Origin of the sequence: Streptomyces sp. NPDC042638 (assembly GCF_040647235.1) — a bacterium.
In the GTDB taxonomy this organism is placed as follows: Bacteria; Actinomycetota; Actinomycetes; order Streptomycetales; family Streptomycetaceae; genus Streptomyces; species Streptomyces rameus.
Window position 1 is genome coordinate 89,955 of sequence record NZ_JBEZBT010000011.1, and the last position, 21,697, is coordinate 111,651.

Annotated in this window: 23 protein-coding genes and 1 pseudogene; 17 read left to right on the plus strand and 7 right to left on the minus strand. The window is 72.5% G+C overall.

The annotated features are described in order from the left end of the window. Positions 1-19 precede the first annotated feature (19 nt). Positions 20-193 carry a hypothetical protein gene (locus AB0B40_RS12340; RefSeq protein ID WP_362263854.1) on the minus strand — a complete coding sequence of 58 codons (174 nt, stop codon included), beginning with the start codon at positions 191-193 and terminating at the stop codon, positions 20-22. Between AB0B40_RS12340 and AB0B40_RS12345 the strand changes: the two genes are divergently transcribed. Both AB0B40_RS12345 and AB0B40_RS12350 read left to right on the plus strand, forming a co-directional pair. Beyond that, positions 192-1,094 carry an amidohydrolase family protein gene (locus AB0B40_RS12345; protein ID WP_362263855.1) on the plus strand — a complete coding sequence of 301 codons (903 nt, stop codon included), beginning with the start codon at positions 192-194 and terminating at the stop codon, positions 1,092-1,094. The two genes, AB0B40_RS12340 and AB0B40_RS12345, sit on opposite strands and share 2 nt — an antisense overlap. 509 nt (positions 1,095-1,603) lie before the next feature. Then, positions 1,604-2,059, plus strand: a complete 456-nt coding sequence (locus AB0B40_RS12350; RefSeq protein WP_345046469.1) for a hypothetical protein — start codon at positions 1,604-1,606, stop codon at positions 2,057-2,059. 64 nt (positions 2,060-2,123) lie between these two features. Here the strand turns inward: AB0B40_RS12350 and AB0B40_RS12355 are convergent, their stop codons facing one another. The 3 genes from AB0B40_RS12355 to AB0B40_RS12365 are packed head-to-tail and all read right to left on the minus strand — an operon-like array spanning position 2,124 to position 4,641. Next, positions 2,124-2,822, minus strand: a complete 699-nt coding sequence (locus tag AB0B40_RS12355) for a methyltransferase domain-containing protein (RefSeq protein WP_362263856.1) — start codon at positions 2,820-2,822, stop codon at positions 2,124-2,126. Beyond that, positions 2,819-3,322 (minus strand): hypothetical protein, encoded by a 504-nt coding sequence (locus AB0B40_RS12360; protein ID WP_362263886.1) that lies wholly within the window; start codon positions 3,320-3,322, stop codon positions 2,819-2,821. Before AB0B40_RS12360 ends, AB0B40_RS12355 begins: the two co-directional genes overlap by 4 nt. Positions 3,323-3,324: 2 nt before the next feature. After that, a complete protein-coding gene (locus AB0B40_RS12365; protein WP_345046472.1) occupies positions 3,325-4,641 on the minus strand; it encodes a molybdopterin-dependent oxidoreductase in 1,317 nt (438 codons plus the stop codon). Between the two features lie 332 nt (positions 4,642-4,973). On the opposite strand from AB0B40_RS12365, the gene AB0B40_RS12370 reads away from it, so the two are divergent. The 8 genes and pseudogenes from AB0B40_RS12370 to AB0B40_RS12405 all read left to right on the plus strand — a co-directional run bounded on the left by AB0B40_RS12370 (position 4,974) and on the right by AB0B40_RS12405 (position 12,412). Further along, the gene (locus tag AB0B40_RS12370) at positions 4,974-5,420 is read left to right on the plus strand and encodes a GtrA family protein (protein ID WP_345046474.1); all 447 of its coding nucleotides are present in this window, start codon (positions 4,974-4,976) and stop codon (positions 5,418-5,420) included. Positions 5,421-5,655: 235 nt separating this feature from the next. Beyond that, positions 5,656-6,327: a TetR family transcriptional regulator gene (locus AB0B40_RS12375; protein ID WP_362263857.1), complete on the plus strand. Its 672-nt coding sequence runs from the start codon at positions 5,656-5,658 to the stop codon at positions 6,325-6,327. Positions 6,328-6,757: 430 nt separating this feature from the next. Then, entirely contained in the window at positions 6,758-6,967 is a 210-nt protein-coding gene (locus tag AB0B40_RS12380; protein ID WP_345046477.1) for a ferredoxin, read from the plus strand. Continuing rightward, entirely contained in the window at positions 6,957-8,324 is a 1,368-nt protein-coding gene (locus AB0B40_RS12385; RefSeq protein ID WP_345046479.1) for an FAD-dependent oxidoreductase, read from the plus strand. Before AB0B40_RS12380 ends, AB0B40_RS12385 begins: the two co-directional genes overlap by 11 nt. 28 nt (positions 8,325-8,352) lie before the next feature. Further along, the gene (locus tag AB0B40_RS12390) at positions 8,353-9,537 is read left to right on the plus strand and encodes a cytochrome P450 (RefSeq protein WP_345046480.1); all 1,185 of its coding nucleotides are present in this window, start codon (positions 8,353-8,355) and stop codon (positions 9,535-9,537) included. 110 nt (positions 9,538-9,647) lie between these two features. Continuing rightward, positions 9,648-9,869, plus strand: a pseudogene (locus AB0B40_RS12395) (SpoIIE family protein phosphatase); the annotation flags it as partial. 164 nt (positions 9,870-10,033) lie between these two features. Continuing rightward, on the plus strand, positions 10,034-11,056 hold the full coding sequence (locus tag AB0B40_RS12400; RefSeq protein ID WP_362263858.1) for a LacI family DNA-binding transcriptional regulator: 1,023 nt from the start codon (positions 10,034-10,036) through the stop codon (positions 11,054-11,056). 231 nt (positions 11,057-11,287) lie between these two features. Further along, positions 11,288-12,412 carry a cellulose binding domain-containing protein gene (locus AB0B40_RS12405; RefSeq protein ID WP_362263859.1) on the plus strand — a complete coding sequence of 375 codons (1,125 nt, stop codon included), beginning with the start codon at positions 11,288-11,290 and terminating at the stop codon, positions 12,410-12,412. A gap of 69 nt (positions 12,413-12,481) precedes the next feature. Here AB0B40_RS12405 and AB0B40_RS12410 read toward each other — a convergent pair whose 3' ends face one another. Next, positions 12,482-12,907 carry a DUF6003 family protein gene (locus AB0B40_RS12410; RefSeq protein ID WP_345046485.1) on the minus strand — a complete coding sequence of 142 codons (426 nt, stop codon included), beginning with the start codon at positions 12,905-12,907 and terminating at the stop codon, positions 12,482-12,484. Positions 12,908-13,195: 288 nt separating this feature from the next. On the opposite strand from AB0B40_RS12410, the gene AB0B40_RS12415 reads away from it, so the two are divergent. Then, positions 13,196-13,606 (plus strand): DUF4241 domain-containing protein, encoded by a 411-nt coding sequence (locus tag AB0B40_RS12415; RefSeq protein ID WP_345046487.1) that lies wholly within the window; start codon positions 13,196-13,198, stop codon positions 13,604-13,606. Positions 13,607-13,783: 177 nt separating this feature from the next. Continuing rightward, a complete protein-coding gene (locus tag AB0B40_RS12420; RefSeq protein ID WP_362263860.1) occupies positions 13,784-13,960 on the plus strand; it encodes a hypothetical protein in 177 nt (58 codons plus the stop codon). Between the two features lie 12 nt (positions 13,961-13,972). On the opposite strand, the gene AB0B40_RS12425 is transcribed toward AB0B40_RS12420, so the two are convergent. Beyond that, positions 13,973-14,710, minus strand: a complete 738-nt coding sequence (locus AB0B40_RS12425) for a YcnI family protein (RefSeq protein ID WP_345046610.1) — start codon at positions 14,708-14,710, stop codon at positions 13,973-13,975. Positions 14,711-15,851: 1,141 nt separating this feature from the next. Here AB0B40_RS12425 and AB0B40_RS12430 point away from each other — a divergent pair. The 4 genes from AB0B40_RS12430 to AB0B40_RS12445 all read left to right on the plus strand — a co-directional run bounded on the left by AB0B40_RS12430 (position 15,852) and on the right by AB0B40_RS12445 (position 18,916). Further along, a complete protein-coding gene (locus AB0B40_RS12430) occupies positions 15,852-16,610 on the plus strand; it encodes an SDR family oxidoreductase (protein ID WP_362263861.1) in 759 nt (252 codons plus the stop codon). A 49-nt stretch (positions 16,611-16,659) separates the two neighbouring features. Beyond that, positions 16,660-16,989 carry an antibiotic biosynthesis monooxygenase gene (locus AB0B40_RS12435; protein WP_345046492.1) on the plus strand — a complete coding sequence of 110 codons (330 nt, stop codon included), beginning with the start codon at positions 16,660-16,662 and terminating at the stop codon, positions 16,987-16,989. Positions 16,990-17,116: 127 nt separating this feature from the next. Further along, positions 17,117-17,992, plus strand: coding sequence for a PhzF family phenazine biosynthesis isomerase (locus tag AB0B40_RS12440; protein ID WP_362263862.1), 876 nt, complete (start codon positions 17,117-17,119; stop codon positions 17,990-17,992). Positions 17,993-18,130: 138 nt separating this feature from the next. After that, positions 18,131-18,916 (plus strand): hypothetical protein, encoded by a 786-nt coding sequence (locus AB0B40_RS12445; RefSeq protein WP_362263863.1) that lies wholly within the window; start codon positions 18,131-18,133, stop codon positions 18,914-18,916. A gap of 386 nt (positions 18,917-19,302) precedes the next feature. On the opposite strand, the gene AB0B40_RS12450 is transcribed toward AB0B40_RS12445, so the two are convergent. Next, complete coding sequence (locus AB0B40_RS12450) at positions 19,303-20,667, minus strand: hydrolytic protein (protein ID WP_345046496.1); 1,365 nt, start codon at positions 20,665-20,667, stop codon at positions 19,303-19,305. 226 nt (positions 20,668-20,893) lie between these two features. Here AB0B40_RS12450 and AB0B40_RS12455 point away from each other — a divergent pair, with 226 nt between their 5' ends. After that, entirely contained in the window at positions 20,894-21,634 is a 741-nt protein-coding gene (locus AB0B40_RS12455) for a response regulator transcription factor (RefSeq protein ID WP_362263864.1), read from the plus strand. Positions 21,635-21,697: the final 63 nt, after the last annotated feature.

The following is a 21,697-nucleotide window of genomic DNA, read 5'->3' on the forward strand; positions in this document are numbered from 1 at the left end:
TGCCCGGCCGGTCTCCCGGTCAGGCGCGGCAGCGCAGCGTCTCCAGCGGCGGCTTCGCGATCAGGTCCGCCCAGAACTCCTCGCCGATCTCGTCGTACTGCCGCACACTCGCGTGCCGCCCCCTCCTGTGTTCCGTCGTGCACGGAAAAAGGGGGTGGACCCGGCGCCCTGCCCGGGCCGATCGTGGCGGCATGAACGATCACCGCATGGTTGTGGGCGAGGAGGCCGGTGAGGTCCGCCGCTTCTGGGCCCGGCTCGGCCTTCCCGGGCTGGTCGACGTCCACACGCACTTCATGCCCGAGCGAGTCCTGCACAAGGTCTGGGACTACTTCGACACCCAGGGACCGCTGACCGGCCGGCTCGAGTGGCCGATCACCTATCGGAGAGAGGAAGCGGAACGGACAGCCATTCTCGGGGAGTTCGGGGTCCGGGCCTTCACCGCGATGCTCTACCCGCACAAGCCCGGCATGGCCCGGTGGCTGAACGGATGGGCGGCCGACTTCGCCGGCCGCACCCCCGGCTGTCTGCACACCGCCACCCTCTATCCCGAGCCGGGCGTCGAGACGTACGTCCGCGAGGCCGTGGAGGCCGGCGCGCGTGTGTTCAAGGCGCACGTCCAGGTGGGGGGATACGACCCGGCGGACGAACTTCTCCGGCCCGCCTGGGGGGTGTTGGCCGAGGCGGGGATCCCCGTGGTGATCCACTGCGGCTCCGGGCCCGCCCCCGGCAAGCACACCGGCCCAGGGCCGATCGCGCGGGTGATGGCACAGCACCCGAAACTGCGGCTGATCGTCGCGCACCTAGGCATGCCCGAGTACGAGGACTTCCTCCGCCTCGCCGAGCGGTACAAGGAGATGCGGCTGGACACGACCATGGCGTTCACCGACTTCACCGAGGGTTTCATGCCGTTTCCCCGCCAGGCGCTGCCCCTGCTCGCCGGGCTGGGCGACCGCGTCCTGCTCGGCTCCGACTTCCCCAACATTCCCTACCCGTACGTGCATCAGCTCCATGCCCTGGAGCGGCTGGACCTCGGAGAGGAGTGGCTGCGGGCGGTGTGCCACGACAACGCGGCACTGCTGTTCGAGGTCGTCTGAACAGACCGCCGTCTCTCCCAGCGTCAGCCTGAGGAGAGCCCGGGCGTCGGCGGCCCGGGCTCTTCGAGCCGCCCTGTCCCGCCCCGGGCGCCTTCCGCCCCGACGGCCGGCTCATCGCCTCCGGCGGCGAGGACGGGACGGCGCTGCTCTGGGACCCGGCCCCGGGCCCTCTCCCTCAGCACGTAGCTCCAGGCGGCCGGACCGGGGCTCAGCCCGGCGCGCGGAGGACCATGCCGCAGCACCACCCCGACGGCCCACGGGCCAGTGCCTTTTGTACGGCATTCGATTGTTCGGCGGCCTTCCGCCGGTGCCGCACAACGCCCGCGGGCTATACCGGTGTCTGAGGCGGGGCGGGCAACGGGACTGCACGACGACCTGAGCACGGCGCGGACATCGTTCGTGCGATCCGCTCCTCCCCGCCCGGCGAAACGGGGCACCACGCCTCAGGCGAACCGGGACGGCCGGACGGGATGCCCCGTCGCTTCCGTCCCCGAGGAAAGGACAGTGTGATGAAACGCAAGCCACGCATCCCCGCCATGGGGTTCGCGGCCCTCGCCGCGACGCTGAGCTGGTCCGGCGGGGGCGCCCCGGCACACGCGACGACCGGCGCCACACGCGCGGCGGCGGTCACCTGCGTCGGCACCTCGTTCTCCGGAACGCTGGGCGTCAACCAGGCCATCTGCAACAGCGGTTACGCACTGACGATGCAGGACAACGGCGACCTCGTCCTGCGCCGTTCCAACGGCAGCGCCTGCTACGCCAGCGGCACACGCGCCGCCGGCGACGCCTCGGCCACCTTCGTCTTCCACGCGGCCGCCCCACCGACCGTCGACATCAACAGCGCCTCCCGAGGGCTGATCGGCCGCATCGTCGGTGCCCACAACGTCACCGGTCTGGGCACCAACGCGAGTGTCAACAACAGGGGCGAGTTCTACGTCGGCTATAAGAAGATCGGCTACTGCTAGCCCATCCGCCGGGCCGCCGGCAACGCGGACGCGCTGCCGGCCGGCGCGCCTCGACGGGATCGGGTCAGTGCTCCCGCCGTGGCGCAGCACCGGTGGTCCCGGCAGGTGCCCGGTGGGTGAGGGCGGCGAAGCACCGGTGTCCGCTCGTCCACTGAGCGGTGACGTCGAGGTCCAGGTCTTCGGCGACCCCGTGGAGCGCTCGCCGTCCGAGCCGCGCCCACGGAAAGGGGGGACCGCTGTTGCCGTGGACGTCCTCGATCCGGGCGGTGCAGAACTCCTCGACGTCGCGGCGGTCGACCTCGACGACGAGGCGTCCCGTCGAACTGACGAGCCCGGCGCAACGGCGGAGCAGTCCGCGCGGATCGCCCCCGATGCCGATGTTGCCGTCGATGAGCAGAACCGTCTGCCAGCCCGACTCGGCGGGCAGCCGGTCGAACACCGAACGGCAGAGGGCGAGCCCGCCCAGGGCGGTGGTCAGGGCGACCGCGCGGGGTGCGATGTCGACGCCGAGGGCGAAGACGCCCCGGTTCAGGAGTTCTCTGCACAGCCGGCCCGGTCCGCAGCCGACGTCGAGGACGGGGCCGGCGCAGTACTCCAGCACGGTCCGGTCGGCCGCCGTGGGCGACGCGAACCAGCGGTGCACCGGCATCCGGAGCCGGCGCCCGTCCGCCAGCCGCAGGTACACCGGTGCGCGGCCCGGCAGCAGAGCCAGCGCGTAGGGGTCCCCGTCGGGGCCGTACGCCGTCTCCTCGCCGGTCGTCACGGGGTGGTGCCGTGCCCGGGAACGGGCGGAGTCTGTGCGGCGCGGTCTGCCCGCCGGGCGCGGCGGAGTCTCAGAGCGAAGGCGATCGCGGAGGCGGCGAAGAGTACGCCGGTGATCGCCAGCCACCGGCCGAGGTAGACGTCGTCGGACAGCCCGGTGGCACCGGGGTAGGGGGACGCCAGACGCAGGATGAGGGGGAACCAGACCAGGAGGAGCAGGCCGGAGAGGAAGGCGGGGACACGCAGGTGGTCGATCCACGGCACCGTCGGTCCGTCGGCGGTGCGGTGGCGCAGTACGGAGAGGGCCGACAGGTCGGCCAGCGAGTACAGGGGCAGCAGGATCAGGTCGTGGAGGAGGGCCGCACCGACGAACCAGAGCGCCGCCTCCAGTGGCTGGACGTCGAACAGCCGCACCATGGCGTACCCGGTGAGGGCGAACGAGGCGATCAGCACCAGCAGGTGCAGGGGGCCGGAGCCGTACCAGCGGACGAATCGTGGCATGGTCACGCCCTGAAGGTGAGCCGGTGGACCCACTTGGTGTTGTTCACACCGGGGTTGGCCGGGACGATGACGCGGGCCGGGTATCCGTGGTCGAGCGAGAGGGCGGAACCGTTGACGCGGAGGGCGAGCAGTGCCCGGGGATCGCGGATCTGGTTTCCCCGCAGCATGACCCTGGTGAACGGCCCGGGCGGCTGGATGGATTCGACCAGCACGCTTCCGGCGTCGGGCAGGCCGCCCAGGGCCGCGAGGTCGGCCAGCCGGAGGCCGCTCCAGTGCTGGTCGTCGGTGGACCATCCCTCCACACAGGCGATCGGCAGCGCGGCGGTGTGCTGGGGCATGGACAGCAGCTGCTCACGGGTGAAGACCAGTGGGGCTCCGCTTCCGTGCACCTCCAGCCGCCAGTCGGGGCCGACGAGCGCGGGCGTGACGCCGACGGCCGCCGCGGTCTTGTTGACCTGGAAGCCGTTCGGGCCGCTGAGGGGGTCTCGGTTGTGCGGTGCCAGGAGCGCGGTGCCTCGCAGCCGGCCGCCGACGCTCTGTCCCGCGGTCACGACGAGGAGGAGCAGCGACCCCGCCCCCACCATGCCCACGGCGCCACGGCGGGACATCGTCGGCGGGGCGGGAGCGGCGGCCACCAGACCGTCGGGGTCGGGTGGTTCGGGCACGGTTCCGGCGAGGCCTGTGCGCAGTTCGGCGCGTAGGCCGCGCGAGCGCAGCGCCCGTCCCATCCTGCCGAGTCTGAGGCACACGTGGACGACGAAGGCGGCGATGAACACCCAGGCGCCGTAGAAGTGCAGGCGGTAGAACGAGCCCGGGAAGACGTAGTACAGCTGGACGTTGAGGATGCCGGTGACGAACTCGAAGACGACCCCGCCGACCAGCATGAGCAGGGACAGCCGCTCCAGGGCGTGGGCGGCCGAGCGCACCGGCGGCCATTCGAACAGTTTGGGAATGACCGACCACAACTTGGCCAGCACCACCGGCACCAGGACGACACCGAGCGTGACGTGCACGCCTTGGAGCAGCCGGTACAGCCAGTAAGGGTGCGTGGGCCAGCTGAAGAGGTAGAAACCCAGTACGCCCTTGTCGGGCGTCTCGTCGTTGAGGGGGCTCAGCCCGGGGTTGTAGGAGGCGTAGGAGAGCAGTCCGGTGATGAACAGCAGGGGGATGCCGATGAGCAGCACCAGGCCGAACACCGATGTCAGCCAGGGCCCGCGGATGGGGCTGCGCCAGAACCCGGGACGGAACGGGCCGGGCGGCGGGGGCGTTCGGCCGATGCCTCGCACGGCCGCCCGGGTGCGGGCGGCGACTGCCGCCACGGCGGCTCCCGCGGCGGCTCCGGCGCGTTCACGACGCGTGGCGGTGCGCCCGTCCTGCGGACTTCGAGGCCGCCGCCCGCCCGATGGAGCGGGCCCCGAGGGCCGTGCGCCACTCGCCATCGGCCGCCTCCTCCGGTTCCCGAGCGGTTCTCGCGTCGGGACGGCTCCGTCCCCGCGCGTCACGCCTGACGACAGGTCACCTACAAGCTGACACAGGCGGGGCCGGTTGCCCGTGGCGAGAGGTCCATCCGGGCGCCTGTGCCCAGCCGAATGGTCGAACCGCCGCCTCCGGTGATCCCCCGGGCCGCCGGGCCGGGCCTCACGATGGACCCGTGCGACGCCTCAGCACGCGGCACAGCGTCTCCGTCCGGCCGGGCCGCACCACGCTGAACAGACAGGCCGGCTGGTTCGTCGTGATCGGCGTCGCCTCCACCGCCGGGCAGGCCCTGCTGTACTGGCTGCTGCGCCACTGGGCGTCGCCCCCGGTGGCCAACCTCGCGTCGCTCCTCGCCGTCACCGTCCTCAATACCGAGGCCAATCGCCGGCTGACCTTCCGCGGCTCCCCGGTCCGGGCCCTCCGTGCCCATCTGGCGGCAGGCGGTCTGTTCGTGGTGGCCTACCTGGTCACCACGGGCACGGTCCTGGTCTTCCGCCACTACCGGCCCACGGCCTCGCCGGCCGCGGAAGCCCTGGTGCTGGTGACGAGCTTCGCCCTGATGACCGTGGTGCGCTTCTCCCTGCTGCGGCTGGTCGTCTTCGGGCCCCGCCGCCGGGTGTGAGCCGGTCGACTCGTCGGCACCGGACTCGGCGGCCGCTCGCTCGCCCGCGTCCCGCACGTCCACGGCATCCCGGTCACCGTCTGCGAGGGGGAGCTCTCCCCGAACGGCGCGCTCAGGGCGGGATGCTCAGCACCAGACGACGTACGGAAAGTCGAGTGCGGCCTCGGCACCCGCGAGCGGCGCGCCGCCGCCGCGCACACCCCATACGCCGTACGGAACTGCTACCGTACACGGTATGGAAAAGCCGAAGCGTTCCCCGCGGGGAACCAGGAAGAGGGATGTGCCGCTGACCGAGGCCGGGATCTACGCCGCCGCACTCCGGCTCATCGACGCGGACGGGGTCGAGGCCCTCACCATGCGCAAGCTCGCGACGGCGCTGGACGCGAACCCGATGTCGCTGTACCACCACGTGCCGAACAAAGAGGCGCTGCTGCGCGGTGTGGCGAGAATGGCCGGCGCGCAATTCCGCACCGTGGCCCTGGAGGACGCCCCCTGGCAAGAGCGGATCCGCCTGCTCGCCACGGATTTCCGGACGCTGGCGCACCGCCACCCCAGGCTCATTGCCTACTCGTTCAGCCACCAGCCCGACTTCATCCAGCACGAGGACCCGTTCCTGGTGGCACTGACCGCGATTCTGGGCGCCGCCGGAGTACCGCTCCCGGAGATCCCGGAGACCATCGCTCTGGTGTGCTCCGTCGTCACCGGTGTCCTCACCGCCGAACTCAACGGTGCGCTCCACCAGTGGGCGAGCATCGAGCCCCCCGCCGTTCCCACCGCCGACGACAGCGGATCCGAGCGGCCGGGGCCCGATGAGGACCGCGTCTTCCGTCTGGTGCTGGACACGCTCGTCACGGGCCTGGAAAGCCGGCTCACCGCCGACCGCGACGGGCAGGCCGGCCGCCGGTGAGTCCGTGGTCCCCGGACGCCGCGGCCTGAGGAAGTACGGCGGTCGGGCGGCCCCGGCGCGGGGCACGGGCAGGCGCGGAACCGAGTCCGGACCTGCCGGCCGCGGGCCGGGGCGACCTGGTGAGGTGCACAGTCGGCGGTGAGGGCCGACAGGGCCCGGGCACCCACGATGTCTTCCATGATCACCTCGTATGTCGTTCGCACAGGCCGTGGGCGTGCCGGGCGGTGCCCGACCGGCCCGCGCAGGGCGTCGGCTCACGCCACCCCACCTCGAGTGCACGGCCCCCGCCTGCGGTGGCTCCCGGTCCGCGAGACCAGAAACCCCCCTCGCCTTTGCGCCGGAGGGCTGCTCCGCGCGGCCGTGCGAGTCCCGGGTCCTGCCGCCATGCTGGAGAGGAGGGGGGCGGGACAACGGAGGAAGTTGGTGGACGATGCAGACCGTTGTCGACCTCACACGCTGCCAGGGCTACGCACAGTGCGTGTTCCACGCGCCCGAGGTGTTCGAGCTGCACGGCGAGGAAGGACTGCTGTACGCCACGGCCGTTCCCGACAGCCAGGTGGAACGCGTGCGCCAGGCCGCGGCGGCGTGCCCGGTGCAGGCCATTCTCCTCGGGGAAGAGGTGAGCGTCGGTGCCCGATGACCTCAAGAGCGGCCGGATCGTCATCGTCGGCGCCTCGCTGGCCGGGCTGAGAGCCGCGGAGGCGCTGCGCGAGCAGGGCTTCACCGGCTCGCTGACCGTGGTCGGGGACGAGCCGCACCCGCCCTACGACCGGCCCCCGCTGTCCAAGCAGGTCCTGCTCGGACAGGCGACGGCGGACACCACCGGGCTGCCGATGCGCCGGGACCCGGACGCCGAGTGGCGCCTCGGCGTACGCGCCACGGGTGTGGACCCGTTGGCCAAACGGGTGCTGCTGGAGGACGGCGAGTCACTGCCGTACGACCGGCTGCTGATCACCACCGGCACCCGCGCCCGCCCCTGGCCCAACCCGGACGAGGCTGCTCTGGACGGGGTGTTCACCCTGCGCACCCGCGAGGACGCCGGAGGACTGGCCGAGCGGCTGGCCGCCGGGCCGGAGCGGGTGCTGGTGATCGGCGGCGGCTTCACCGGCTCCGAGATCGCCTCCGCCTGCCGGGAACTCGGGCTGGAGGTCACGGTCGCCGAACGCGGACCGGCGCCGCTGGTCGGCGCCCTCGGCGGCACCTTGTCGAAGCTGGCGGCCGTCATGCACCGCAACCACGGGGTGGACCTGCGCACCGGAGTCACGGTCACCGCCCTGCACGGCAACGGCAGTTTCACCGGCGCGCAGCTCTCCGACGGCAGCCGGGTGGACGCCGACGTGTGCGTGGTGGCGCTGGGCGCGGTCCGCAACGTCGAGTGGCTGGCCGAGGCCGGGCTGGCGGCGGGCCCGCGCGGGATCGCCTGTGACGCCGGCTGCCGCGCCTTCACCATGTACGGGATCGTCACCGACGACGTCTTCGCGGCGGGCGACGTCTCCCGGTTCCCGCACCCGCTGTTCGGCTACCAGATGCTGTCCCTGGAACACTGGGGCAACGCCGTCGAGCAGGCCGAGGTGGCGGCCCACAACATGGTCAGCCCCGGGCCTCTGCGACGCCCGCACCTGGCCATCCCCACGTTCTGGTCGACCCAGTTCGGGCTCAACATCAAGTCCGTCGGCGTGCCCACCTACTCCGACCACGTGGTCATCGCCCAGGGCTCCCTGGAAGCGCGCCGCCTGGCCATGGTCTACGGCTACAAGGGGCGGGTCACCGCGGCCGTCACCGTCGACATGGCCAAGTCGCTGGACTACTACCGGCACCTGATCGAGACGGCCGCCCCGTTCCCGCCCCCGCCCGGTGCGGCGGACCGGGCGATCGCGGCCGACGTACCGGTGCCCTCCGAAGTTCCGGACCCGTCCGTGCTCTACCACGGCCCCACCGTGGCGCTCACCGGGTACCTGCCCGACCGCCGGCTGACCGTGGTGCCGCCCGCGCGCTGATCCACTCCCCCACGACGAGGAGCCGTCCATGGACTCCGAGAACCTGCTGGCCCGCATCACCGACTACGCCAGCCGTCCCGACCCCTACCCGCTGTACCGGGAGCTGCGGGAGGCCGGTCCCGTGGTCCGGCAGGCGGACGGCAGCATGCTGGTCGGCACCTACTACGAGATCGCCGCCCTGCTCCACGACCCCCGGATGAGTGCCGAGCCCCGTAACCGTGGCGAGGCGACGCACAAGCCGCCGTTCCTGCGGCTCGACGACCCCGAACACCACCGGCTGCGCACCCTGGCCATGCGCCCCTTCGGCCCCCCGCACAGCCCGGCCCGGGTCGACGCGATGCGCGGCGAGATCGACCGGATCACCAAGGAACTGCTGGAGCCCTTCGAGGCAGGCCGGCAGATCGACATCGTCGACGACTTCGCCTACCCGCTGCCCGTCACGGTGATCTGTCGCCTGCTCGGCGTGCCGCGCGAGGACGAGCCGCTCTTCCGGGCCTGGTCGAACACCCTGGTCGCGGCCGCCGACGTCCGGCCCGACGCCGACGCCACGCAGCCGCACGAGGCGGGCGACAAGGCCCGGGTCGAGATGGGCGCATACCTGCTGGACCTCGCCGAGCAACGCCGTGGCAAGCCGAGCGACGACCTGCTCTCCGCCTTCGTCAACGAACCGGACCCGGACCTGCGCCTGACCCAGCAGGAACTCGCCGAGACAGCCGTGCTGTTGCTCATCGCGGGGCACGAGACCACGGTGAACCTCATCGCCAACGGCGTCCTCACCCTCCTGCGCCAGCCCGAGCACCAGGACCGGTTGCGCCGCGAACCCGACCTGCTACCGCCGGCGGTCGAGGAACTCCTGCGCTACGAACCACCGGTCCACATGCGCGAACGGACCCCCCGCGCCGACATCGAGGTCGCCGGCAGCACGCTCGCGCAGGGCACCCCCGTCATCCTGGTCCTGGCCTCGGGCAACCGCGACCCCAAGCGCTTCCCGGACGCCGACCGGTTCGACCCCGCCCGGCCGGACAACCAGCACTTCGGTTTCGGCAGCGGCGTCCACCTCTGCTACGGCGCCCCGCTCGCGCGCCTCGAAGCCCAGGCCGCGCTCCGCGCCCTGCTCCCCCGCCTCGGCACGGCCGCCCTGGTCCAGGACCCGCCCCCGTACCGGCAGAACGCCATGCTGCGCGGGCCCCGCCACCTGCTCGTCCAGCTGTGAAGCCGCCCCGCGCTCCGTCGCGCGGGTGACCACGCGATCCGCTCCGAGGGCCTATCAGAACTGGGCGGAGCGGCCCCCAGCCACGGCACGCGCCACGCCGCGCCGCGCCGAAACGCGACCTGCTCCCCCACCGCATGCGAGGCGGTGCCGCCGTCGAGGTCACCTCGCACCATGTGGCGGCCGACATGGAGCACGGCGTGGGCGGTGACTGGTTCGGCGTGATCGAACTGTCCGGCGCCCGGGTGGCCCTCGTGGTCGGCGATGTGGCCGGGCACGGTATCAACGCCGCGGTGGCCACGGGCAGGTCGCGCACCGCCGTACGCACGCCGGCGAAGAGCCGGCCTGCGGACATGCGGCCTCCTGCGACAGGCAGTGCGCCGCGGGTACCCGCGGCCGGGCCGAAGAGGCAACAGCCGGGCGGCCCGGAGATACGGTGGTCGCGGGGCCGGTGGAGTGGAGCCCGGGGAACCGGGGATTCAGCGGGGGGAGATGGGTCATGGGCAGGCGCCGCCCTGGTACGCCGACACTGGAGGAAGTGGCCGCGCGCGCCGGAGTGGGGCGGGGCACCGTCTCGCGTGTCGTCAACAACGCGGCGGGAGTGAGGGATTCGACGCGCCGGACCGTGCAGCAGGCCATCGCCGAACTCGGATACGTGCCCAATCTCGCGGCCCGGTCCCTGGCCGGGCGGCGCGCCGACGCCGTCGCGCTCGTGATGACCGAGCCGGACTGGCGGCTGTTCGCCGAGCCGTTCTTCTCCGGGATCGTCAGCTCGCTCGGTGACGCATTGGCCGACACCGGGATGCAGCTGCTGCTGACGCTGGTCCGCTCGGACGCCGAACGGCGGCGCTTCCTGGAGTACGCCCGCGGTGGCCGGGTCGACGGTGTGCTGCTGATGTCCGTGCACGCCGACGATCCGCTGCCCGACATGCTCGCCGAGGCCCGGCTGCCGACCGTCCTGCTGGGACGCCGCTCCGGCGACGAGCGCGTCAGCTATGTCGACGCGGACAACGCGGGAGGCGCCCGCGACGCGGTCGCGCACCTGCTGGCGACGGGCCGGCGGGCGATCGCCACGATCACCGGGCCGCTCGACATGTACGTCGCCCAGTGCAGGCTGCGCGGCTACCGCGAAGCCCTCGCGTCGGCCCGCCTGGCCGCCGACGATTCCTGGGTCGCGCAGGGCGACTTCACCGAGGAGAGCGGTCAGCGTGCCATGGCCCGGCTCCTCGAACGGCATCCGGGGATCGACGGTGTGCTGGCCGCGTCGGACACCACGGCGGCCGGTGCGCTGCGGGCGCTGCGTACGGCGGGGCGCCGGGTTCCCCAGGACGTCGCCGTCATCGGTTTCGACGACTTTCCGCTGGCCGAGCGGACCGAGCCGAGGCTGTCCACCGTCCGTCAGCCCCTGACGGAGATCGGCCGGGTCATGGTCCGGCTGCTGGTGGAGGAGTTGGAGGAGCCGGCCGTGGCCTGGCGTCACGTCATCCTGCGGACGGAACTGGTCCTCCGCGACTCGGCCTGAGTCCCGCTGCCGTGACCCGTCACGCCGGGAGCGCTCCCGCGGGGACACCCACGCGATGACACCACTGTGACCAGCGCCTTCGCGGTCGATTCGACAAGCCGCTTCCCCCACTCTTGTCAGGGCCATGACCCAGTCCCTACAGTCCCCTGCAACGGCACCAATGGGAGCGCTCCCATGTGAAGTCGGGGAGTGACCCCCTACCGACTCCCCGCCTCATCGGAGAGGACCCGCATGCGACCGTCACAGCACCATGTCCGCGGCGCGCGTGGCTTGTTCGGCGCGCTGCTCGCCTCACTCGCCACCCTGGCGGCCCTGCTCACCACCACCTCGGCCGCCCAGGCCGACACCGCGATCTGCGAACAGTTCGGTTCGACGACGATCCAGGGCCGCTACGTCGTCCAGAACAACCGCTGGGGCACAGCAGAAGCCCAGTGCATCAACGCCACCGACAGCGGATTCCGCGTCACCCGGGCCGACGGCTCGGTCCCCACCAACGGCGCCCCGAAGTCCTACCCGTCGGTCTACAACGGCTGTCACTACACCAACTGCTCCCCCGGCACCGCCCTCCCGGCCCAGCTCAGCACCGTCTCCAGCGCGCCCACCGCGATCTCGTACACCTACGTGAGCGACGCCGTGTACGACGCCGCGTACGACATCTGGCTCGACCCCACGCCCCGCACCGACGGCGTCAACCGGACCGAGATCATGGTCTGGTTCAACAAGGTCGGGCCCGTCCAGCCCGTGGGCTCGCAGGTCGGCAGCGCCAGCGTCGCCGGGCGGCAGTGGCAGGTGTGGTCCGGCAACAACGGCTCCAACGACGTGCTCTCCTTCGTCGCCCCGTCGGCCATCACCAGCTGGAACTTCGACGTCATGGACTTCGCGCGGCAGGCCGTCGCCCGGGGGCTCGCGCAGAACAGCTGGTACCTGACGAGCGTCCAGGCGGGATTCGAACCCTGGCAGAACGGAACCGGCCTCGCCGTGACCTCCTTCTCCTCCACCGTCGACACCGGCGGTGGCCCCGGAGGTCCCTCAGGCCCGGCGGCCTGCGCGGTGACGTACGCGACGAACGTCTGGCCGGGCGGCTTCACCGCCGACGTCACCGTCACCAACACCGGCTCCGCCCCGGTCGACGGCTGGCGGCTCGCCTTCGCCCTGCCCGCCGGGCAGCGCATCACCAGCTCCTGGAACGCGACGGTCTCCCCCGCCTCGGGAGCCGTCACGGCGAGCGGCCTGCCTTACAACGCGCAGATCCCGCCCGGCGGCAAGGTCACCTTCGGACTGCAGGGCAGCTACAGCGGAAGCTTCGCCGAGCCCGGCGGCTTCAGCCTCGGCGGAGCGGCCTGCGCCACCGCGTGAAGGCTTCCCGCGTCCTCGTCCGTCCGGGTGGTACCGGCCCCGGGCGGACGAGGCTTCCAGCGGTCCCGCTCAGCCGGCCGCCGCCGCCCGGACCACCCTCAAGTCCTCGCCGGTGAGCTCGGCGATGCGGTGGGGTGCGACGCCCGCGGCCAGCGCACGGGTGAGCAGCTCGTCGCGTCCGTCTGCGCAGTCCCGGTAGGCGAGCAGTTCGCTCTCGACCCCCACCAGGGGTTCCGGGGCCGTCCGGTGGCGCAGCCGGCTCAGCTCCTCCTCGCCCAGCGGGACCGGCAGCCGTTCCACTTCCGCCTGGATGGCTCCGGTCTCCTCAGGGGGCACCAGCCGCAGCCGCGGGGACAGCGCCGACGCGCCGTGGGCGTCGAGCCACGCGCGCACCGCGGGCGTCTCCATGCAGGCGAGCGGTCCCGCCGCGGCCGGTGGCACACCGAGCGTCTCAGCGGCGTCGTCCACGAGAATCAGGTAAGCGTCGTCGGTCATGGCGGTCTCCTCGTCACAGCTCGTCGGCCGGTCGCCGTCCCTTTACCCCGTTCCGGTCCGCATAGCTCACGGCACACCGGCAGCCCGGCTTCGGCGCAGCTTCGGTGGAGCTTCGGTGGTCAGCGGTCTTCGCGGTCCGGTCGTCCTCCGTGCCGTTCCGGCCGGCCGCCGCCCTCCTCGCCACGGCCACGGGTGACTGATTTCCGAGGTCCGTAGCGGGGGCATGCAGGTCGACACGATTCCCGTACTCGCGACACGCCTTGCGCCCACGGCCTGGATGCGCAGGGTGTGGCCCTGACCGCGCCGAACGGTCACGCCCTGGGCGAGTGTGGCGCGCTCGGCGGGCTCCAGGCGGAACATTTCGGAGATGTGGACGAAATGACCCTCCGGCCCGACGAGGACCTCGGGCTGCTCGGCGAGGGCCAGTTCTACGGGGTGGGCGTGGACACCGGCACAGCGGCTTTCATGGACGCGACTCGGACGGTGATCGAAGACCAATTGGACGAGGTCCTGTTCATACCCCTCGACAGCCGTTTCAGCGTCGAACTGCCCAGCACGGAGTCTGAGCCGAACCTCATCGCCTTCCGTGCCGGCCAGGGCGACGGGTCCTACCCCGTCTGGATCGGCCGCACCGATGACGGACAGGTTGTTTGCGTCGTCGTCGACTTCCAGCTCCATTCCGCTGACGGAGAAGCGTAAGGAGCCACCGACCTTCGGCGCGAGGCCGCACCCCGAGACTGGGACCACGGCCGGAATCCGCAGGCCGTACGGATCTCCGTGCGGTGCCGGGTGATCGCCCGGCCCTGCACCGGTGCCTCCGCGCCTCAACCAACCTGGATCTCCACATCGTGGGGCCGATCCGGACGACGCCGTCGGATGGCGTTCGGCATGGGCCCGTACGCCCAAGACGTCGGCCAGGAGCCGCGGGCAGAGGACCACCTCCACGACCGGGCCCGCCGTCACCACGGCTCCCTCGTGCGGGACGACCAGGTGGTCGCGGAGCCGGGCGGCCACGCCGAGTTCCGGCGTCGGCTCATGACGTGGGCCGCGTGACGGACACGCGTGCTACGCGGCTCCGCTCCTGGTGGCCCGCGCGCGCACGAGGGCGAACACGGCCGCGGCGAGGCCCACCGCGCCGACCACGAGGCCGGCGATGCCGAGCGCCCGGGCGGTCGAGTCGTCGGACGTGTCGGCCGCGGAGGTCGCGGCGTTGTCCGGACGAGCGGTCGAGGCCGCCGCGGAGGTTCCGCCGTCCGCCGCGTCCTCGGCGGTGAGCTCGAGCACCGGCGCGGGGTTCTCCGGCTCGTCGTCGCCCTGGGTTTCCTCGATCCACCGGACGGTCTTGCCGTCGGAGTAGGTCTGCAGGGCCTTGAAGGTCAGCCGGTCGGTGTCGGCGGGCAGTTGGCCGAAGGCGACGTCGAAGTCCTCGTACCGGCCGGGGGCGATCTTGCCGCCGGTCCAGGTGATCTCCGAGACGGCGTCGGTGATGGTGCCGTCGTCGGTCTTGACCGGCTTCTTGAGCTTGGTGTCGGTGACCTTCGCGGTCCAGCCGTCCCGCGGGGAGACGAGCACGCCGAGGACCGGGTGGTCGGTGGGGAGGAACACCTGCACCTTGGTGGTGCTCGCGCCGTCCTCCTCGTTCGGCACACGGAAGGTCAGGACACCGTCCGTGGCGCCCTTGGCGTAGCTGTCGGGGTGGACGGTGACGTGCGCGGAGGCGACACCCGCGGCGGCGAAGAGCCCGGCGGCGGTCAGGGCCGTGACGGCGCAGGCCCGGCGCGGGGTGATGCGGTTCTGGGACATGAGTGGATGGATCTCCGTACTGAGAGGTGTGGCTGTCGGGGAAGTGGCCGGGAGCAACGCCCCCGCGGGCGGCCCCCGCCGGTGGACTGCGTACCGCAGCCGCATCCCTCTCGGCGCCCATGGCCCGGCGCCGGGCCACCGCACCGGCTCGCGGGTGCCCGGCAGGCGCCGCGCCCCTCGGGTCACCTGCCACCAGGCGGCGAGCCCCGGCACGAACGCGGCCACCCGTCGCAGCAGCGACCACAGCGCGGCCTCCCCGCGCCGCAGCCACCAGGTCAGCACGAGGGCCGCCCCGATGTGCGCGAGGGTCGCGTGGGGCGTCACCGCGTGCGCATGCTCATGGGCCATCCGCACCCCGTGCATGACCGTCGCGGCGTGCTGGGGCCCGGCGGCGTGGAACAGGAAGTGCAGGGCGCCCTGGGCGGCGACCACGGCGCCGCCGATGCCGGCCGGAGACCGCTCACGGCCGCCCAGCAGACACGCGCCCGCGAAGACCGGCACGCACCCGGCGACCTGCGCCCACACCGCGGGGGCCACACCTGTGGCCAGGGCATGCCCTCCGGCGGCGAGCAGCACGCACAGCGCGGAGAACACCGCCGCGCGCACACTCCGCACCGCCGGGGACGCCGTCATGGGGACAGATGGTGCCATGCGGCCGGGCGGCTTTCCTCGCGGCTGACCATGCGCGTCCCCGCCCGAGCGTCGTCGTCACGTCCTGCCCCTGTACTACGCCCCCTGTACTACGCGGGGAAGGGGGTGGCTGTTCACTTCCCCGCTCCCTGCCGCGCCACGACCCGTCCGTCCGGGGTCCGTGCGGCCTGGTCGCGCCCTTCGCGGGCGTCGGGCCGGGCGGAGGGCGGGTCCCGGACGGGGAGGCCGTGGCGCAGCCGCGCCCGTCCGCCAGGTTCGCCCGTACGGGTGGCGTATACGCACGTCAGGGCCTCGCCGGTGCACGCGGTCCGGGCGTGCGGAGCGGCCGGATCAGGTGCGGGGCGGCCGGATCAGGTGCAGGCTGGCAGTGGAGACGACGTGCTCGACGGGCCCGCTGACAGCGACATCACCGCCTCTTCACGCACGCACTGGTGGAGGATCCGATCACTCCCGTTGGACGCATCCGCGCTGCTGCCGTGGAGGAGTACGCATGAGTTCCGATCCGGCGCCGGCGGCCGGCCCCCGTGACCCGGCCCTGCTCGGGCAGACCCTTGTCGTCATCGGGGGGAGCGCGGGTATCGGGCTGGCGACGGCCCGGCACGCCCGCGCCGAGGGCGCGAGGGTGATTCTCACCGGGCGGGACGCCGAACGGCTGCGCGCCGCGGCCGCGGAGGTCGGGGCACTCGGGGCCACCGCTTTCGACGCCGACGACCCGGCACGGCTCCAGCGGTTCTTCGAGGAACTGCCCGGACAGATCGATCATGTACTCGTCACCGCTGGGCACCCGTCCTACGGACGCCTCCTGGACATGGACGCCGAACAGACACGCCGGGCGGTCAGCGGGCACATCGCGCTCGCGGTGGAGGTCGCGCGGCACGTCGTCGGCAGGGTGCGGCCCGGTGGCACACTGCTGCTCCTGGGCGGCACGGGCGCCCGGCGGGTGCGCGCCGGCCTCGGCACCGCTCCCGCGGTCACCGCCGCGATGCCCGCGCTCACCGCCGGTCTCGCGCTCGAACTCGCACCGGTCCGTGTCAACCTGATCGCCGCCGGCTTCGTGGACACGCCGTTGTCGGCCAGGCTCCTCGGCGACGGCCTCGACGCCCGTCGCGAGGAACTGCGCGCCACGCTGCCGATCGGCCGTGTCGTCGCACCGGCCGACGTCGCCGCGCTCGCCGTTCACCTCATGACCAACACGGCAGTCACCGGTGCCACCTACGACATCGACGGCGGTCAGCAGTTCGTCGGCTGAGAGCAGGCCGGCGGGACGGCAGGCCGGCAGGAGAGGAAGGAGGCAGAACATGAGCCAGGTGGCCATCTGCGCCCGCTTCACGCTGCGCGAGGGTGCGGCGGAGGCATTCGACGACCTGGTCCGGGAGACCACCGCGGCAATCCGTGCGCAGGAGCCCGGCACTCTGGTGTACGCGTGCGGTGAGGTCGAGGGAGCGCCGAACCGGCGGGTGTTCTTCGAACTCTATGCCGACCGCGGTGCCTTCGAGGAGCACGGGCGCCAGCCGTACGTCCGGCACTTCCTCGCGGAGTGCGAGAAATACGCGGCGAGAACCGAGATCGACCGCCTTCGGCTGTACGCCGGGCACTATCCGCCCGGGCCCGGACAGCAGCTCACATGACGGCGGCCCACCCCGGCACGTCGCCACGTAAGGCGGCGGCGCCGAGGTGGACGCGGGTGTCCCCGGTGCCGGGTGCGGGGCGGTGCCGCTCGGAATAGCCGGGCGTCCGGCCCGCGTTGCCCCGGACATGACGACACATGAGCCACAGGCCGAAGTACTGCGCTACACCGCCTTCTCCGGCGACCCCGGCGGCGGAAACCCCGCCGGCGTCGTTCTGGACGCCGGCGCCCTGGACGACGACGAGATGCTGGCCATCGCCGCCGGCCTCGGATACTCGGAGTCCGCGTTCCTGACCGCGCCCCCGGAGGACCTCGACGGCGGTGAGGGGCGGGCGTACACCATCCGCTACTTCAGCCCCAAGGCCGAGGTGTCGTTCTGCGGTCACGCCACCGTCGCGGCCTCCGTCGCCCTCGCCGAACGGACGGGTCCCGGAAAGCTGGTGTTCGCGACGCGCGCCGGCACCGTGCCGGTGGAGGTGGCCGAGGACGGCGGCACGCTGCGGGCCACGCTCACCAGCGTCGAGCCGCACATCGACGAGGTCGCCGGTGCCGACGTCGAGGAGGCACTCGCCGCGCTCGGCTGGCCCGAGGCCGATCTCGACCCTGCCTTCCCGCCCCGTATCGCGTACGCCGGAGCCCGCCATCTCGTGCTCGCGGCGGCGACGCGCGCCCGCCTGGCGGATCTCGCGTACGACTTCGCACGCCTCGAAGCCCTGATGCACCGCTTGGACCTGACCACGGTCCAGCTGGTGTGGCGGGAGTCGGCCACCGTCTTCCATGTGCGTGACCCGTTCCCCGTCGGCGGCGTCGTCGAGGACCCGGCGACGGGCGCCGCGGCGGCCGCGTTCGGCGCGTACGCCCGTGAACTCGGCCTGGTCTCCGGGGACTGCGTCCTCACGCTGCACCAGGGGGAGGACCTGGGCCGTCCCGGTGAACTCACGGTGACACTGCGGGCGGGTGACCCGCGCGTCCGTGTCAGCGGCACAGGAGTTCGCATCAGCTGAGGCGTCGGCCATGACGGCCACTGCGGAGCACCGGTGACGAACACCCGGGGGGCGACCGGATGCCGGCGCCCCCTCCCCTCCCCGACCTGTCCCGGCCCATGCGTCGGGACCCGCCACGCCGGTTACCTTGGACGGGCGATGACTGCCGACGACACGCACCTCAGCGCCCCTGACCAGGGGCACGCCACCGGGCGCGCTCCTCACCTCTCCTCGCGGCCGCACGAACCACGAGTGCCGGGCGCGCCCCCGGCGCCGGAGCTGATCGAGGGCGCCGCCGCGCATCTGCTCGCTCTCCTGCACGGCGGTCAGCCGGCCACCTCGGCCGAGCACCTCGCCTCGTGGCGTGCCGCGTCCGCCTTCACCGAACTGGAGGTCACCCTCACCGAACTCGGCCGCTCCCGCAGGCGCCGGATCCAGGCCCGGATCAGTGCGTTCGGCGAGACCAAGAGCGCCGCCGCGTGGGCGGCGGACCCCCGTTTCTCCGTCACGGCACAGACCCTGGTCCAGCGCATCGCGTCCGGCATGCGCGTCACCGACGCGCTCACCCTGCCGATCACCAGAACACGCAAGCCCGAGGAACGGGCCTCGCTGCAGGTGCAGTTCCTCGACCTGCTGCGTACCGGTGACGTGGAAGTACGGCAGGCGCGAGAGCAGTTGAGCGTACCCGCCTCGACGCTGGCCTCGTGGCTGCGGAACAACCCCGCCTTCAAGGCCGCCGTCGCGCAGGCCGCGGCACAAGGGACCGCGCGGGTCCAGCGGGCCGTGCTCGCCCGGATCCGGATGGGCTCGACGCTGGCCGGTGCGGCACAGCACACGGGCGTCCATCCGCACCGCATCAGCACCTGGCGCCGTGACGACCCGGTGTTCGCCCGGGTGTTGGAGACGGCGCTCGGCCGCGGCCGGGGGCCGGACCGGCAGGGCTGACAGTCCGTCACACCGACCGGCCCACCCTCTACGACGAGATGTCCGACCCGGGTGACCAGGGCCGGCGGGCGGCCCGGGACGGCGATCCCGCCCCCTGAGCTGCCTTCACGGCCCTGTCCAAACTGTGTTCCGTACGGTACATGTGATCCGACGGCCCCTCCCGGGCAGTGCCCCCACGCGGCCCAAACCTGTATTCGGCCAAAGTTCCGCCGGGTCGAGCGGTGCCGTCCTCACGCCTTGTCAGGCTATTTGGACGATGGCACGCGAACATACAGCCGTAAATGGGTCATGTGTTCGCTGGTTCGGAAGGTTCACTTTCCGGACGCCGGGAACTCGTGACGCTTTGCATCCGGACCTCTCTCGCGGAGCATGTCCCTGATGCTGCATCACCTGGTGCTGCTGAGCACGCCGCTCACGTTGAGCACCTCGTGGCACTCCTGCGCACGAAGGCCCGTGGCGGGTGTACCCGGCTTCGCGCAAGTGACCTGGGCGGTCACGGTGTCGTTCTCGGCGATCCTGATGGGGGTGACCCAGTGATAGTCCTGGTTCCGGAAGGTCTCCAGCGCGATCGTCGTGATCTTGCGTTCGCCGAAGTTGATGGTCAGCACCCCTTCGTCACCCTGGAAGTTCGCGACGACGATGTCGGTGACGCCGAACACCTTGCCCTTCGGCACCGTGTACGTACCGGTCTTGTCCGACCCGCTGGGGGTCTGCAGGTCGATGGTGGCGGAACTCTGCTGCCCGCCCGCCACGCCACCGCCGCCACCGCCGCCGGTGCCCCCACCGGCGCCATCGCCGGTGCCCGATCCGGTTCCGGTACCCGTGCCCGGCTGTGTGCCCGAACCACCGCCGCCGGTCTGCCCGCCGGAACCGCCGCCGGTTCCCAGCCCCGGCTGGTCCGGGCTGCCAGGCGTCGGCCGCGGCTGGACGACCTCGTCGGCCGCCTCCTTCGCCGCACTCCGCACGGCCGGTCGTACCAGCGTGAACCAGGCCAGCAACAGGGCGAGCAGCGCCGCGAGCACGGCGAGCAGCCACTTCGGGAAGATCGGTATCTGGACGAACTCGGCGTCCAGCGTCGTCCGGAGGGTCTCGGCCTCGGTCCGCTCCCGCTGTTCGGCGTCCTCACCGGTCTCGGCGGCGGTCACGGTGAACGGCCAGACCACCGGACTGCCGAACCACACCGGCTTCCCGGTGCGCACCCGCAGACCCACTTCCACGGACTCACCCGGTTCCAGCTGCTGGGCCGCCGGCCGGAACGCGAACGCCAGCTCCTCCCCCGGCTGCCCGGGCGTGAAGCCCAGCCGGACCGGGCAGTTGCCCTCGTTGCGCAGCGCCAGGCGGTACCGGCCGCGCAGCCAGCCGCGGCGGCGCCGGGGCGCCAGTTCGGCGCGCAGCTGGCGGAACTCCTCGATGCGCACCGTGGTTTCGGGCACCCGCACCGCCTCGGGGTGCTCCGTGGGCAGCACCCGTACGGCGAGGGGCACCTCGCCTGCCCGTACCTCCGGCGAGCGCGGCGGCTCCAGACGGATCGTCACCGTCTCGGAGGTACCGGGATAGAGGGAGACACGCGCCGGCTCCACCGTGGCCCAGGGCGCGCAGTCGCCGACCACCTCCAGACCGTAGGCCTCGACGATGTCGCTGTCGTTGCGCACCGTCAGGGTGGTGGTGGCGATGGCGCCGGGCGTGACCGACACCGCGGGGATGTCGAGACCGGGTGCGCCAGGGCTGGGAGAGGCTGCTGGAGACGTCACACGGCCACGCTATGACGCGGCCCCGCTCCCTCGCAGAAGCGCGAGGGCAAGGCCCCGGGCAGCGCCGGTTCCCCAGACAGCGCTCGCCGACTCCCGGCCGGATGCACCGTCGGCCCCGACAGACAGCGACGGGGCGACGGGCACCACGCCCTCGGCCGCACGCCGAGTTCCACCGCACGATCCGCCGTCGTTCCGACGCGCTTCACGAAAAAGGCTACTGACGACCATGACCCGCCCTCAGGCGAACAGCCCGGCCCCTGCCACCTCCGCACCGCACTCCCCCTCCCGCTCCGCGCAGACGGTCACTCGCACGAACCGCTGGACGGCGACGGCCGAGCGTCCCAAGCGGGTCTCCGTCACCGTCTATGCCCCCGATCCCGTCCTCCATGTCGGCATCGTCCACCAGTTGCGCCAGCGCCCGGAGATCGAGCTGGTCGACGAGGGCTCCGCGCACAGCGCCCAGGTGTCGCTGGTGACCGTCGACGCGGTGGACGACGAGACGTCCGCCCTGCTGAACCGGCTGCGCCACGAACCCGCCACCCGCACCGGGCTGGTGGTGGGCACCTTCGAGTCGGGGGACGCGCTGCAGCGCGCGATCGACTCCGGTGTCGCGGCGGTGCTGCGGCGCGCCGAGGCCGACCAGGACCGGCTGCTGGGCCTGGTCCTGGCGATCGCCAACGGCGAGGGCGTCCTTCCCGGCGATCTGCTCGCCAAGCTGCTCAGCCATGTGGGCAGTCTGCAGCGCTCCGCCCTCGACCCTCGGGCGGCGTCGCTGTCCACGCTGACCCCGCGCGAGGCGGAGATGCTGCGCCTGGTGGCGGAGGGGCTGGACACGGCGGAGATCGCCCGCAAGACCGCGTACTCCGAACGCACCGTCAAGAACGTGCTGCACGAGGTCATCACCCGCCTCCAGTTGCGCAACCGCGCCCACGCCGTCGGTTACGCGCTGCGCAACGGCCTGATCTGACCGTGCCGTTGGCCGCCCGGCGGCCCGTCCGCCGCCGCGGCACTGCCCGAAAGCCCACCCGGT